Source organism: Asticcacaulis sp., assembly GCF_035497195.1.
Classification (GTDB): Bacteria; Pseudomonadota; Alphaproteobacteria; order Caulobacterales; family Caulobacteraceae; genus Asticcacaulis.
Genome location: NZ_DATJDZ010000027.1, coordinates 14399 through 29058 on the forward strand (window position 1 = coordinate 14399; position 14660 = coordinate 29058).

The 14660-nt window shown below is 59.8% G+C and carries 13 protein-coding genes; 7 read left to right on the forward strand and 6 right to left on the reverse strand.

All coding sequences use genetic code 11. The annotated features are described in order from the left end of the window. Positions 1-589: 589 nt before the first annotated feature. Positions 590-1738 carry an IS110 family transposase gene (locus VL130_RS15960; protein WP_325364312.1) on the reverse strand — a complete coding sequence of 383 codons (1149 nt, stop codon included), beginning with the start codon at positions 1736-1738 and terminating at the stop codon, positions 590-592. Positions 1739-1955: 217 nt separating this feature from the next. Between VL130_RS15960 and VL130_RS15965 the strand changes: the two genes are divergently transcribed. From VL130_RS15965 to VL130_RS15975, 3 genes are read left to right on the forward strand one after another with little or no spacing between them, the layout of a single operon-like run. Next, positions 1956-2261, forward strand: a complete 306-nt coding sequence (locus tag VL130_RS15965; protein WP_325364314.1) for a helix-turn-helix transcriptional regulator — start codon at positions 1956-1958, stop codon at positions 2259-2261. Then, positions 2258-3304, forward strand: a complete 1047-nt coding sequence (locus VL130_RS15970; RefSeq protein ID WP_325364316.1) for a hypothetical protein — start codon at positions 2258-2260, stop codon at positions 3302-3304. Before VL130_RS15965 ends, VL130_RS15970 begins: the two co-directional genes overlap by 4 nt. Next, complete coding sequence (locus VL130_RS15975) at positions 3288-4277, forward strand: sigma-70 region 4 domain-containing protein (RefSeq protein WP_325364318.1); 990 nt, start codon at positions 3288-3290, stop codon at positions 4275-4277. The genes VL130_RS15970 and VL130_RS15975 overlap by 17 nt, the downstream gene beginning before the upstream one ends. A gap of 175 nt (positions 4278-4452) precedes the next feature. Here VL130_RS15975 and VL130_RS15980 read toward each other — a convergent pair whose 3' ends face one another. The 3 genes from VL130_RS15980 to VL130_RS15990 all read right to left on the reverse strand — a co-directional run bounded on the left by VL130_RS15980 (position 4453) and on the right by VL130_RS15990 (position 9479). After that, positions 4453-5826 (reverse strand): L-serine ammonia-lyase, encoded by a 1374-nt coding sequence (locus VL130_RS15980; protein WP_325364320.1) that lies wholly within the window; start codon positions 5824-5826, stop codon positions 4453-4455. Positions 5827-5976: 150 nt separating this feature from the next. Then, positions 5977-8226: a glycoside hydrolase family 3 C-terminal domain-containing protein gene (locus tag VL130_RS15985; RefSeq protein ID WP_325364322.1), complete on the reverse strand. Its 2250-nt coding sequence runs from the start codon at positions 8224-8226 to the stop codon at positions 5977-5979. Between the two features lie 89 nt (positions 8227-8315). Beyond that, a complete protein-coding gene (locus VL130_RS15990; protein ID WP_325364324.1) occupies positions 8316-9479 on the reverse strand; it encodes an AGE family epimerase/isomerase in 1164 nt (387 codons plus the stop codon). Between the two features lie 252 nt (positions 9480-9731). On the opposite strand from VL130_RS15990, the gene VL130_RS15995 reads away from it, so the two are divergent. The 4 genes from VL130_RS15995 (at position 9732) to VL130_RS16010 (ending at position 12953) form a co-directional block, all read left to right on the forward strand. Continuing rightward, positions 9732-10793 (forward strand): mannose-1-phosphate guanylyltransferase/mannose-6-phosphate isomerase, encoded by a 1062-nt coding sequence (locus VL130_RS15995; protein ID WP_325364326.1) that lies wholly within the window; start codon positions 9732-9734, stop codon positions 10791-10793. A 45-nt stretch (positions 10794-10838) separates the two neighbouring features. Next, positions 10839-11879, forward strand: a complete 1041-nt coding sequence (locus VL130_RS16000) for a dehydrogenase (RefSeq protein ID WP_325364328.1) — start codon at positions 10839-10841, stop codon at positions 11877-11879. Positions 11880-11985: 106 nt separating this feature from the next. After that, entirely contained in the window at positions 11986-12636 is a 651-nt protein-coding gene (locus tag VL130_RS16005; protein WP_325364330.1) for a hypothetical protein, read from the forward strand. Next, positions 12633-12953 (forward strand): transcriptional regulator, encoded by a 321-nt coding sequence (locus VL130_RS16010; RefSeq protein WP_325364332.1) that lies wholly within the window; start codon positions 12633-12635, stop codon positions 12951-12953. Before VL130_RS16005 ends, VL130_RS16010 begins: the two co-directional genes overlap by 4 nt. 260 nt (positions 12954-13213) lie before the next feature. On the opposite strand, the gene VL130_RS16015 is transcribed toward VL130_RS16010, so the two are convergent. Together VL130_RS16015 and VL130_RS16020 are read right to left on the reverse strand one after the other, a co-directional pair. Next, positions 13214-13816 (reverse strand): hypothetical protein, encoded by a 603-nt coding sequence (locus VL130_RS16015; protein WP_325364334.1) that lies wholly within the window; start codon positions 13814-13816, stop codon positions 13214-13216. Between the two features lie 19 nt (positions 13817-13835). Beyond that, a complete protein-coding gene (locus VL130_RS16020) occupies positions 13836-14639 on the reverse strand; it encodes a transglutaminase-like cysteine peptidase (RefSeq protein ID WP_325364336.1) in 804 nt (267 codons plus the stop codon). Between the last annotated feature and the right edge of the window lie 21 nt (positions 14640-14660).

Genomic DNA, 14660 nt, shown 5'->3' on the forward strand with positions numbered 1-14660 from the left:
TATGGCACTTAGATGCCGGGAGCGGGAGCAGTCCACGCCACCAGGTCAGCCCGAGAAGTCCATTTTTTATTTCGTGATCGAGACGGATTTTTCTGACTAGATCATTTTACCGTTTCGCCATATAGTTGCCGACGGAGGCAGCACATGCGTCTCTGGGGCCGTAGTAAGCCCGTTCTGTAAGTGGTTTGATGCCGGCCATTTCCGGCACGATCTCCTTTGACCCTATTTGGTCGGGTCTCTAGTTGCGTTCCCTGTCAACATCAAATAAGTGCCTGATTTGTTGTATTTTCTGTAATTGACATTGAAGGCTTCGGACACAGTTTCGCGTTTGCCGGTTGTCCCGTCATCGATAGTTTCCATTTTTTTGCCTTGCAAGCGAGATCATTAGTCTCTCCGTAGTCACGTCGTCCTATGGGCTGGCGACGGCTACATTATGATGTTCAATCAAGGAACAAACAGGCGGGACCAATAGGAGCCGCGGCCTCTATGCGGAACACGAATGCGCCGCCGACCACCCGACCAAACGTCACTCACCCATCTGCCGTCTTGCTGCAAGACCCCCGGCTTCAGATCTCACCGGGGTTTCCGTTTAAGCGACGACGATCCGTTTGACGGCGCTTAATTTCGAGGGCTGAGGCGCCAGTTCCTGCTTGAGCTTTATTCGCTCGTCGGAGCTGATGACCTTTGGCCGGAATCGGTCATTGTCGACCCACATGCGATGCATGATAATTACAAGCTTTCGGGCGACGGCAATACGGGCTTTCGAGAAGCCTATTCGCTTAGCCAGCCTGACACCCCAAGCCTTGAGCGTAGTCCACTCCTGCGACACGCTGAGCAAAACGGTGGCCGCGATCACCAGGGTTCGCCGCGTAGCTGGATCTCCACGGCGAGAGATTGCACCCATCATGTTGAACTCTCCTGACTGGAATTGCTTGGGTGTCAGGCCAAAGTAGGCGGCCACGTCTGACGACTTTTGAAACCTGTGCGGGTCATCTATGGCCGCATAGACAGAAAGGGCAGTAACCGGGCCCACGCCCGGGATATCCATAAAGCGCCGAACCATCTCGATGCTGCCGGCGATCTCCTCGATCCGAGCTGTTAGCGGCACGATCTTGGCGGCGGCCTGCTCGTAGAGCTGCAATGAAGGCATTACGAACTCTTTGACGTGAACCCCATTACGTTCGGCTTGATCAAGTGCATCGATAGTGCGCTTAAAGAAGGTTTCAGGAACTACCGAACCTCGCTCGACTATGACCCCGAAAGGCTTCAGAACGCCTGAAATGTGATTTTCCAAGCTTACCTTTTGAGTGACCAAGTGGTCACGCATGGCCAATAGGACGCGTGTTTCCTGCGACGCCTGGGACCGAATTTTGACAACTCGAAGGAAGTCTTCTCCACCCATCCGCAAGAGTTGCGCCAAGCCTCGCGCGTCGTTCTTGTCAGTCTTATTGCGATAGGTCGCGAGGAAGCGGTGCGCCTGGAAAGTTTCCATGCAGACAACTTCAAAGCCAAATCGGACGAGACCCGAATAAAGCCAGCTACTCATCGTTCCGGCTTCAAGCCCAATCTTCAATAATTTTCCATCCTCGATCCGATTTCCCAACCAACCTCGGATATCGAGAGGGTGGGTTGAGCTCTTCCCCTCAACGATCTGTTTTCCATCATGATCGATTACGCAGATCGACGTCATCTTCTGCGAAACATCGAGCCCCACATAGTAATCCACTAAACCTGGCATAGCGTCCTCCAAATGAAATGACGCCTGCCACCTTATCTCATCCAGGCTAGGTTGGGGGCGCAACTACATCATAGGAGCCTATGGCGTATGCAATAGGCTCGTCCGAAGGCCATAGGGACCGTCTTACAGCGGTTTACTAACTCCCCGATCACCAGGACTCGAAGCTCACCAGGCGGCTAACCCGCTTGGCGTCTTCGACTTGCAGAAGGGGTTAGACATGCGTATTCGTAAAATAGTGCATCGTGCAGCCGATGCTTGTGTAACGATTGCCGGACGTAATGCCGTAGATATCCGCCTTGGCGGGCTGATGAAGCAACGCCGTAAGCATTTGGGCCTTACCAAAAGAGGCCTTGCCGCCCAGCTGGCGCTCACCAAGGACGACATCCGCAAATACGAGCGCGGCGAAATTCCGTTCCGCGCCGATATGCTGGCGGTGCTTCCGATTGCGCTCAGGGTCCGCGTTCCGTTCTTTATCGACCCGATTTCCGGTATGGTCCGGAAGGGTGGGGTGGTGCGGCCATGAACGCCATTTCACATCTCCTGCCGGCCGGGTACATGACCGGCCAGTTTGACGTTGCCGGCCACGTACTGGCGTCGTCCCCTTCGCCGGAGCGACTACTGGATCTGTTGCTGCTGGCGGACCAGCACGAGGCCGAGAACGAAGGCCATGCCGCCCCTCGGCCCGGTCATTGGGACCAACTCCGTGATGAGGCTGGTGCCGAACTCATGCAATTGCTGGACGGCAATCTTGAGACAGATCATCTCGGCTGGCGAGACCCGGACACAGACTGGCAACCCAAAATGTTTCGCCACGCCCTCAACTCCATAGCCAAAATGGACAACGGCGGACTCCTGACCCTGTTCATCCAGGCATCTGAAACCGCCTATCTACGCGAGGCCGAACCGATGCAAGCGCGATGGGGTCGGGTCGCAGCCCAGTGCCGCGAAGAAATCCTGCGCCGGGTGGCGGCACCCAAGCCGCCAGCGTCCTTGAACACGGAACCGGAAGCCAGTGACGAGGCAGACGAGGCTGAGGATGGTGATGCTGATGCTGATGACTACGTGTCTCTGCGCCAAGTTTTGCGGGTGGCCGAGGATGCCTTCGAATCTGAATTGTCGGACGCTAAATTGCTCGACCTCTACGTCCTTGTACACAATTGCGGCGCCGGGCCTGACGATGAGATTTTTGACGAAATCCTCGATCCCATAACCGAGATGCTGCAACAACGAATCGACCAGGGCAGCCCGGACCTGGCGCAAATTCAGCCGGTGGAAGGATTCGACTATCCTGACCACCACGCGCAGGCGCTCGCGGCCGTCCTGACCGGGCGGCTTTCCAACAAAAACTTGCTGACGATCTACCGTATTGCTTGGGATTGCGAATCGGATTCGCCCTGGATGCCTGTGGCGGATCTGTGCCGGGCGCAAATCTTGCGTCGTATGAAGCCATTGCCTGCGCCGCCCGAAGATCGGCACTGGAGATCTTTGGAAGATTGGAAGCGCGCTGAACTGGTGCGGCGGGTCGAGGCGCATGACCAGGGAGGCTCCGATGAAACGCAAGCCTGACAAGCGCCTCATTGATGAGCTGCCAGATGTAGATGGCCCACCGCCTGGCTATGGACAACGGCAACTCGCGATCATCGAAAAACTATTCCAGCGGGACATGCCGGACGGCGAGTTGATCAACCTCTATTTCCTCGTCCATGACTGGAATGACGATTGCGCCTACACCTTTGGTGAACGGTTCAAGCAGATTGAGGATGTGCTTATCTCGCGCATGTCCGGTCGTAAGCCAGACGACCCTGAGACCCGTAAACTACGTGGTTTCGATCCGGAAGATTATCGGAAAGCCACTGAGGCTATCTGCGCTGGAAAGTTGACGAATTGGCAAACGCTCGAACTTTACGCGATTGCCCAAGCCAACCGGATAGACAAAAAGATCGGACACAGGTGGCAAGCGATCATGGACCTTTGCCGTAATCAGATACTTCGGCGCATCAAGACGGTTCGGATGCGCCTCGCTAAACATGCCAACGACGAGACCGCGCCTCATCCCGGCAATCGGCCTGCCGAAATTGAAGCCCGACATGCTGCCAATGAGAATTACGGCGAGCGTATCAGGACATGGCGGGTAAAAGTTGGCATGTACGAGCGGGGTTTGGGCGCCGCGCTGTGCCTGACAGAAAGGGACATCATGCAGGCAGAGGAGGGAAACCCGGTAATTGATCCCCGGATGATGCTCCTGCCCTTGATACTCGCGGACGATTATTGCCAGACGTATGAGGATGACAATCGTTCTACTCCGGCGACCTATGTGACGCAGTTCTACGAAGCGACCAGGCGAATGGCGCCTAAGGTGCGGGCGATATGGCTTCTGCACCATGTCGATGGCCTGACGGTTGCCGAGATTGCCGAGTGGCAGGGTATCAGCACATCCATGGTCAGCCAGCGCGTGCGGGAGGCTGAGCGGGACGTGGCGCGGTATGGTCCCCAGCCGCCCAAGCCTACAGCACGCAAGCTGCGTGGGCCACGACTATGAAGCCGACAAGCCCGGACTACGCAGCGTCAATTAGACGATACCGACATCGATTCCTGGAAGGCGCGCTTTGCGGCTGGTGCGTCTTGAGGTTCACGCTCCTTCAAGAAGGCTAATAGCTATCGTGTCAACTACCAATACTTGGTATATAAGTTGTCGTTCCGTGGTGATCATCGTATCAGCACTCCACCACATTGACCGCTAAACCGCCGAGGCTCGTTTCCTTATATTTGGCGCGCATGTCCTCGCCGGTCTGGCGCATGGTCTCGATCACCGCATCCAATGAGACGATGTGATGGCCGTCGCCATTGAGCGCAAGATAGGTGGCGTTGATCGCCTTGATGGCGCCCATGGTATTGCGCTCGATGCACGGCACCTGGACGAGCCCGCCGATCGGATCGCAGGTCAGACCGAGATTGTGCTCCATGCCGATCTCCGCGGCGTTCTCGATCTGTCCGGGCGTGCCGCCGAGCGCCGCGCATAGTCCCGCCGCAGCCATGGAGCAGGCGACGCCGACCTCGCCCTGGCAGCCCATTTCGGCCGCCGAGATCGAGGCATTGGTCTTGTAGAGAAAGCCGATCGCCGCTGCCGTCATCAGCAGGGTGCGTGAACCTTCTTTCGTGGCGCCGGGCACAAAGGTCTCATAATATTTGATCACCGCCGGCAAAACGCCGGCCGCGCCATTGGTCGGGGCTGTGACCACGCGGCCGCCGGCGGCGTTTTCCTCGTTGACCGCAAGAGCGTACAGGCTGACCCACTCGAAGATATGCGACGGATCGATGCGCGGACCACGCGCCATCAGGGTGTCGCGCATGGCCTTGGCGCGGCGCTTGACGTTCAGTCCGCCGGGAAGGATGCCGTCCTTGGCGCAGCCACACTCGATGCTGGCCATCATGGCGTCGCGCACCTGGTCGATGAAGGCGTGGGTCTCGGCCTCGGCGCGAAAGGCCAGTTCATTGCGCGCCACCACCCCGGCGATCGACAGGTTTTCAGCCACGCAGATCGCCAGCAGTTCCTCACCGGATTTATAGGCGTAGGGCAGGGCGATATTGCTCGAATTGGCGACCACGGTGTCGCCGGTGATCGCCCCGCCGCCGATGGAGAAATAGGTGGCGGTGAGCGGTTTGCCGTGCGGATAGGTCGCCTCGAACACCATGCCGTTGGAATGTTCGGGCAGGAACTCGCCCATCATGAAGTGCAGGTCGGTCTGCGGATCGAAGACGATATCGTAAAGACCGGCCAGTTTCAGGCTTTGCGTCGCGCGGATTTCGGTGACCAGCGGCGTGATCTCTTCCGGATCGATACGATCCGGCAACCAGCCGGATAACCCGACCAGAATGGCGGTGTCGGTGGCGTGGCCCTTGCCGGTCAGGGCCAGAGAGCCGTAAAGCTGGCAGACGACCCGCGAGGGCGGACCATAGCTGGCGGCCTGCTCGGCGAAATGCACCGCCGCCCGCATCGGCCCCACCGTATGCGAACTGGAGGGGCCGATACCGATGGTGAACAGATCGGTGACGCTCAAAGCCCACGGTGTTTTGGGGGCTGAAGTCATATGAAGGCTCTTTCTTGCGGACGATATCCTGAGATATCTAGCAGACTTGCCATCGTGCGCGCGGGCCGATTATCTGCTTATATGTGGCATTATTGGCGCCACGTTCCCACAAGCCGCCTTTGCGGTCAATCTGGTTTCAAATGTACTTAATTAATGAACGGCGCTCCAGCGGCTATCGGGCAAGGTGATGTCGACGCTTTGCGGCAGGTCGTCGGAGGCCTGGCCGAGCCGGACATGATAAACGCCGCCCTTGATCACCCAGCTATCGGTGGCTTCGTCATAGGTCGCCAGCAGCTTCGGATCGACCTTCTGGCTGAAGGCGGCGCTGCCTCCGGGCGTCAGGTCGGCCTTGTGGAAGGCGACGAGGCGCTTGGGCGCTTCCCAGCCGGCGGCCTGCCAGTCGGTCGGGGAAACATAGACCTGCATCACCGCGGCGCCCGCCACGCCGCCGCTGTTTTGCACGGTGCCGCCAACGACCAGATCGGAACCGTCAAGCGCGGCTTTTGGGGCGGAAACGGCGAAAGTGGTGTAGGAAAGGCCGTGGCCGAAGGCGAACAACGGTGTGTAGCCCTTTACGTCATACCATTTGTAGCCGATGGCCGCGCCTTCGTCATAGGTGATGCCGACCCTGATGCCATCCGGCTTGTGGAAACCGGGAATTTCGGCGTGGGCCAGTTGTGCATTGGAGGCCGGGAAACTGATCGGTAGGTGGCCGGAGGGATTGACCTGGCCAGTCAGGATATTGGCGATGGCCTGGCCGCCGCGCGCACCGGGATAGAAGGCTTCCAGGATGGCGGGCACCTTACCTGCCCACGGCATCAGGATGGCGCCGCCCGATTCGACCACCACAATGGTTTTCGGATTGGCCTTGACCACGGCGGCCACCAGCGCATCCTGATTGCCGGGCAGTTCAAGCGGATTGTCGAGACCTTCGCCCATCCACTGCGTCACGAAGACGATGGCGACCTCGCTCTTCTTCGCCAGGGCCGCCGCCTGCTTGATATTATCACCGCTGATATAGGTAATGCTAGCATCGGGCTTGGCGGCCTTCAGCGCCTCGACCGGGGAGGACGGCATGAAGACGACCGGCCCCGGCCAGGTTTTCGGCTCCAATCCCGGCACGGCATTACCGCCGACCGGCGTGACGCCTGAGGAACCGCCGCCGGCCATCACGCCCTTGTCGGCATGGCCACCGATTATGGCGATGGATTTCACGCCGGCCAGAGGCAGCAGGCTTTTTCCATCTATGGCGTCATTCTTCAGGAGGACCAGCGAGGCTTCGGCGGCCTTCTGCGACACATTGGCGTCGGCCTCGAAATCGATCGGGCCGACTTTCACCGGATTATCGACCACGCCCTTGGCGAACAGCGGCCACAGGATGCGTTCGGCCATGTCGTCGATGCGCGACATGGGAATGGCGCCGCTGGCGATATCGGCTTTCAGCGTCTTGGCCGAGAAGAAGGCGCCGTGATGACCGCAGCACGGATAGCCGGTGAACTGGTCGAGACCGGCATTGGCGGCTTTTGCCGAGGAGTGGACGGCGCCCCAGTCGGACATGACATAGCCTTTGAAGCCCCAGTCCTGCTTGAGCACCCGGTTATTGAGATAGTCGTTCTCGCAAGCCCAGTCGCCATTGACCAGATTGTAGGAGCACATGACCGAGCCGGGATTGGACAGGTCATAGATCATTTCGAAAGCCAGAAGATCGGACTGGCGCATGGCCGGCTTCGAGATGGTGGCGTCAACTGTGGTGCGCTGGCTTTCCTGATCATTGACCGCCCAGTGCTTCATGGTCGAGACCATATGCTGCGACTGGATGCCGTTGATCAGGCCGCCAGTCATGCGTCCGGTCAGCAGGGGATCTTCGCCGGTATATTCAAAATTACGGCCATTGCGCGGTTCACGCGCCAGGTTGCCGCCGCCGGCCAGAAAGATATTAAAACCGGAAGCCCGCGCCTCGGTGGCGATCATGATGCCGCCCATCTCGGTGATTTTCGGATCGAACGAGGCGGCGGTGGCCAGCGATGAGGGCAGGGCGGTGCGCTCCATGCCGGTGACGCGCACGCCGATCGAGGCGTCGGTCTGCCATTGCGCCGGAATACCGAGGCGCGGGATGCCGGCGATATAACCCGCAGACCCCTTGATATGGTTGGCCGCCACATCGGCCTTGATGGCGGCCGAGACGATATCGTCCGGCTCCTTCATCAGTTGTTCGGGGTCGGTATAGCCCATGACGAGCCCGAGCTTTTCATCGAGCGTCATGGCGGCCACGGCGGCGGCGGCGCGCTGGTCGGCGGGCTTGGAGGTATCGGCCCACGGCTGCACGTCTGCCAGCGCGGACGTGGACACACAGGCGAGCAGGGACGCAGTAAGCAGACTCGTAACGGGCAGGTGTTTCATGGTAGCTCCCTCGATGATTATTTTATCGTTGGGCGGACGCTACAATGGAAGCGCTCTCAGGAAAAGAGCGAATTGTGAGGCTGCCGAAGTCAGAGCTTGACCGAACTCACCTCGTCGATGGCGCAGATGATATGGTACAGCGAACTGGCGGGCGCCGGTTCGATCTCGAACGTGCCATCGGGTTTCATGCGATCACGATATAATCCCTCAATCTCGGTACTGAGGTAAAGTTGCAGGCCGGAGGTCGCCAGGATCAGGCTGGCGATGGCGGCTTCCTTTTCAGCGTCCGTTTTCGCTGACAGGGACAGGGCGGTAAACGCCTTCATGCGCTCGGTCTGCGACCACAGGCGGGCCTTGGCGTCCTTGACGGTGAAGTCGTCCCATAGCTCGAACATCGTCACATTGCGTTTGGGGTCGGTGCCCGCCACCTCGGCGATGTCGATCAGGCGCCGGGCCGTTTTCACGTAGCTGTCCTTGCCGGTCATTTCCGCCCAGCGCAGGAACAGCCAGGCCCATTCGAACTGGTGGCCCGGCTCAACGATTCGGCCAGCCTCGCCCGGCATGACATTCCAGTCGCCGTCGAAGAATTCGCGCAGGGCGCCGGTTTCCGGATGCAGGAACTTCTCGACGCACAAGTCGGCGATCTCGCCGGCGATTTCGCGCCACTTGTCGTCGCCGCCGGCCTCGATCCACGCCAGACAGGCCTCGAACATGTGCATATGCGGATTGGCCTTGAGCGGCAGGGTGCGCGGATTGGCTTCCTCGAAGCCGCGCACCGGATGGGAATAGTCGGCGAGGATCTTGTCGCGGATGGCGACACCCGCCGCTTCCAGGGATTTGTCATCCGGGCGGACGCGCCAGGCGCTTGCATAGGCCAGCATGGCAAAGGCGTGATCGTAGAAGTCGAACTCGCCGCGCACCACCGAACCATCCGGCTTCAAAGTGGCGTAGAGCATTCCCGTTTCCGGATTGTGCGCCGGACCGGAGAGCCATTTCAGGCCCTGGTCGATCGGGCCGTCCGTGTCGCCCGAATAGCCCATGCGTTTGGCCAGGGCATAGGAAAAGACCTGACGGGCGGCCACGCGGGTACGGCGGTCGATATCGTCCGGTTTGCCGTCGAGATTGATCTTCTCGTAAAAACCGCCCTTTTCCTTGTCGCCGCCGATATCCCACCACAGGGGCAGGGCGTGATCGAACAGCCACTGGCGCAGGGATTGCTGTTTGCCGGCAAGGGTATTGGCGAGCGTGGACATGAGGTCGGGTCTCACAAAATGAGGTCAATATGGAGCGGGTTCAGGGCTTAAGGCAAAAACGCGTAAAAATACAGTTGGGTTTGCAGGTGGCGGCAAGTTAAATATTTCAAAAATACTTATTTGTTTGCCAAGGCTGCATGTTTACCTGCCGTCTCTTTATATGTACGCAACGGCCACGGCATCGAAAAAATACGCCCCGGCAGGCGATGGAAAAGACTATAGACTGCCTGTGTGGGGAGTGAGGACGAATAAATGTCTACTAAAATTATACCTGTTATCATGTCCGGCGGTTCCGGTACGCGGCTGTGGCCGTTATCGACCCCCGCGGCGCCGAAGCAATTTCATGCGCTGGCGACAGCCAACAGCATGATCCAGGAAACGGCGCTGCGACTGGTCGGCGACGAATATCTGGCACCGGTGGCGATCTGCGGGCGCGGACATTGCGATCTGGTGGTGTCGCAATTGGGCCAGATCAACAAGGCCCCGCAGGCGGTGATCCTCGAACCGTTCGGCCGCAATACCGCCGCTGTCGCCGCGATGGCGGCCTTGAGTGGGCAGGAAAGCGATCCGGACGCGCTGGTGCTTCTGGTGCCGGCCGATCACGTCATCAGCAAGCCGCAAGCGTTCCACGAAGCGGTAATGGCCGCCGTCGAAACCGCGAAATCACGCATCGTCACTTTCGGCATTACGCCGGCCCATCCCGAAACCGGCTTCGGTTATATCGAACGCGGCGCGGCTTTGAGCGCTGGCATTTTCGAAATCAAAAAATTCTGGGAAAAGCCCGATCTGGCAACGGCGACGACATATGTTGAGGGCGGACGCCATGACTGGAACGCCGGCATATTCCTGTTTTCGCCGGAGGTCATGCTTGAAGAACTGAGCCTCTATGCGCCCGAAGTGCTGGCGGCGTGCGTCGACGCCTATAAAAGGGCACGGCGCGACGGCGTGATCATCAATCTCGATGAAGAAGCGTTCTGCCAGGTGCCGTCTATTTCGATCGACTACGCCGTCATGGAAAACACCCGTCGTTCGGCGGTGATTCCGTGTGATATCGGCTGGGCCGATGTCGGTGGTTTCGCGGAATTGTGGCGGCTGGGTGAAAAAGACACCAGCGCCAACCACGTCAAGGGTGCCGCTATCCTCATCGATGCCGAAAACTGCCTGATCCGCAATGATGCCGGTCCGGTGGTGGCGGTAATCGGCCTTAGCGATATCATGGTTATTTCAACGCCTTCCGGAATCCTGGTTGCCCCCTTGTCGCGCGCCCAGGATGTCAAAAAGGCCGCCGAGGCCGCCAAGGCGCTGCTATCTTAGCTTTTTGGGGTGACGGGAGCGGCGGGGTCTGGTTAAAGAGGCGGCATGAAGAAAAAGATCATCAGGTCGCGGGCGCCGTTGCGGCTCGGTCTGGCCGGCGGCGGCACGGACGTTTCACCCTATTGTGACTCCTATGGCGGCGCCATTCTCAATGTCACGATCAACAAATACGCCTATGCCAGTCTGACGCCGCGCGACGACGGCCAGGTCGTATTTAATTCGGTCGATCTCGGTTGCCAGGAAGCCTTTCCCGCCGGGCAGCGGGTACCTGACGATTCGCGCCTAAAGCTCCATCGCGGGGTCTATAACCGCATGATCGCGCAATATACCGAAGGCAGGCCTTTGGCGGTTACGGTCACCACCCATGTTGACGCACCACAGGGATCGGGCCTGGGGTCATCCTCGGCCCTAGTGGTGGCGCTTGTGGCGGCGTTCTGCGAACTCCTGTTCATCCCGCTTGGCGAATACGACATGGCGCGGCTGGCCTATGATATCGAGCGCGCCGATCTCGGTTTGGCGGGCGGCAGGCAGGATCAGTATGCCGCGACTTTCGGCGGCTTCAACTTCATGGAATTTTCCGCCGATGAGCGCGTGGTCGTCAATCCGCTGCGCATCAGGCCGCATGTCCATAATGAGCTGGAATCCTCCATCCTGCTCACCTTTACCGGCCAGTCGCGCGAGTCGGCGGCGATCATTTCCTCTCAGTCCCAATCGGTGACGGCCGGCGGTGCGTCGCTGGAAGCGATGCATCAACTCAAGATCGAGGCCGGGGAAATGAAGGAGGCCCTGCTCTTCGGCAGCATAGATCGGGTCGCCGATATTCTGCGCAGTGGCTGGGAAGCCAAGAAGCGCACGGCGGCGACGGTGAGCACGCCGGAGGTCGAGGCGCTGTTCGATGTCGTCATGCGCAATGGCGCAAAGGCGGGAAAACTGTCGGGCGCCGGCGGTGGCGGCTTCGCCATGTTCATTGTCGATCCTGATGTCCGGCCATACCTGCAAACGATCATCGCGGAAAAAACCACCGCCCGCCCGATGGTCTGCAATCTGCTGGTGGAAGGCGTCACCACCTGGACGAGCGCCGGATAGCCGGACTACCGGGTGCGACAAGATTCCCAGTGGATTTACGCGTCAAATGGCTCTACTCTTGACGGTTTAACAAGGATGCTCAGCCGGAATGCCGGAAAAACATCACATGCCAGATCGTCAGGTACACTCCCTGCTTCCGCGTCTCGATCCGGAAGAAGCCGGCTATCTCGGCGAGGAACTGCACAGCCTGCGCGAACTGGTCAGCCGGGGGGATACCCTGGCGATCGCCGGCGGCGCCATCATGGCGTGGTGGGGTGTGGTTCTGGCCATCGCCAATGCGCTGAAAGCTTTGATCGCCGCCAACCTGTTGCCGGCCGATCTGCCGATTGGCTGGGGCACCATCCTTCTCGGCTGCGGCGGCGCCTTCCTGATCTCGCATTTCAGCAAGCGCCGCTACTTTTTCCGGTCGTGGCGCAGCCAGTCGATCTCGACGACCTGGGTATTCGCCGGCATCGGCATTTTCGTCTTCCTGCTGGGCAGTCAGTGGACACGGGTTTCCGAACCACATATCACCATGGCTTTTCTCGCCATTGTTTTCAGTCTCGTGCTGGCGGTGATGGCGACGTCGAGCAACCAGTCCTGGCTTCTGGGCATGGCCGGCGGCTGGATGCTGACCGCCTGCGCCATGTTCGTGCTCGATAGCCCGATCGATCGCTACGTTATTATGACCGCCTCAACCGTCTGTTTCATGACGGCGCCCGGTCTTGTTCTGCTGCGTGCCGAATGGCGCGCCCAACCCAAGATGAGGACCACATGAGCCTGTTCGCCCACGAAAGCCTGGAAGAGGTCATCCACGGCCGCGCCCGCCTGGCAATCCTGGCCTTCCTGTCAACGGTCGGCAAGGCCGATTTCGTCACCTTGCGCGGAGAAATCCGTATCAGCGACGGCAACCTGTCGCAGCACCTGAGAAAGCTCGATGACGCCGGCTATATCCAGCTCGACAAAACCATGTCGGCTGGCAAGCCGCGCACCATCGCCAAGCTGACCGTATCCGGCCGTGACGCCTTTTACGATTATCTCGATCATCTGCAAAGCCTGCTGAACGCCGTGCCGGGGCGTGGCGCCGAGGTATAACCCCGGTCCAAAAAAAAAGACGCAAACTGTGATCGCTTATTGTTGATAACCACGCTTTTTAAGTGTAGCAATACCGGAGCTGAAACGTAGGCGCGATCCGTAAATGGTGTGTGACTACCAGCTAAAGTCTGTGCATAACGGGCTTCCGTGCGGCTGTGCGGTCCGAGTCGTCAGGATTCCGGGGGGAATAGGGGGCGGCATGGGCGGCGAAGCTATCGTCTCAGGGCGCTCTGGGGGGACTCTGAGACGATCGCACGGTATTACTGCGTGAAATTCGCCTGCATTGCCCGGTACTCGGCCACGCGGCGGGCGCTCTCTCTGGTGCGGTAGTGTGTCAGGGCCACCAGCCCCAGGGCCACGCGGCCTTCGTTGTCGCTGAGGGTCGGCGCGAGTCCCTTGATATAGATATATCCGGCATAACGCGTGGCATAGGCTTCAGCTTCCGCCATCGCCGATGTCTTCAGATCGGCCGGCATGACGCTCCAGTTGGAGAAAATATAAGCCAATCGCCAGTCGTGGGCGTCCGGTGACAGCGGGCCGACCGCATAGGAACGACGCAGGGTGGCCAGCACGCGGCCGGACAGAGCTTCGTCTTTTTGCTGATAGGCAGAGGCCAGCAGCAGCCAGTTTTCGGCGCGGCCGGGGGCGGTGTTCACTGTCTTGCGCGCCAGATCTATGCGCCGGTCGTCATCGGCCGCGGCCAGGGTGTGGGCGTAGAAGGATTCGGAAAATGGCAGCAGGGCCGGCATGGCGTCCGGCAGGGCGAACTGCAAGGCCGCCACAGAACCAAGCAGGGCGACGGCCAGCGCCGCCCCGGCAGGGCCATATCTCAAGGATTGCGTCCATAACATCGTCTGGGTCATGGACACCGGAATAACAGATTTAGTGGTTGTAGGCCATACGCATGATGGGCGCCGGAACCGGCGCAAGCGACACCCAGCCGAGATCGTCACCCGGCGCCTGGCGCGATACCCAGCCATAACCGGTCGTTTGCCACGGCCTGACCTTGAAGGCGAGGTTGTCGAGAACGAAGTCGCCTTGCTTTGTGGCGACCACCAGAACGGCGTGGTCTTCGTTATAACGGGTGCGCACGATGGCCAGGCTGAGGGCGGCGGCGGGAATGCCTTGCGCGATCAGCAGGCGGCGCTTGACCAGCGCGAAGTCCTCGCAGTCCCCGCGCGCCCCGCGCGTCAGGGCGGGGGCCTCCCAGTAATCATTGGTTTGGTAGACGCGGGCATCGGTATCAGCGATCAGGCGGCGGTTGACGCGGTTATTGACCGCCTTGAGCGTCGCCATAGCGGGGGCGTCCAGATCAATGCGTACATAGTCGGGCGTGGCTGCTGAGCGCGGCATGGCGTCGGTCGGGCGGTTGCCGGTAAGGCGCGGCCATTGCGGCGCATCAACGGCGCCCGGCATGGGGTCACGTGTGGCGGTCGTGGTCAGGTGCGTGAAGGCCAGTTCGTATTTCTCGACAAGGGCCTGCCGGGCCAGGGAAACGATGCGCGCCGCTTCGGGCCGGGCGGACTGCTGACAATCCTCGGGCGAACGCGCGCACATCTCAAGAAAGGCTGTCGGTGCGGCGATCTGCCGTCCGGCGGGCAAAAAGGCGATTTGGGCGGCGGGGCGATCGGCGGCGGCGGTCGAACCGGCACCAAAAGCAGCCGTGATGGTAAACAGTGCAAGCAAACTGACTTTTGTGGAGTTGTT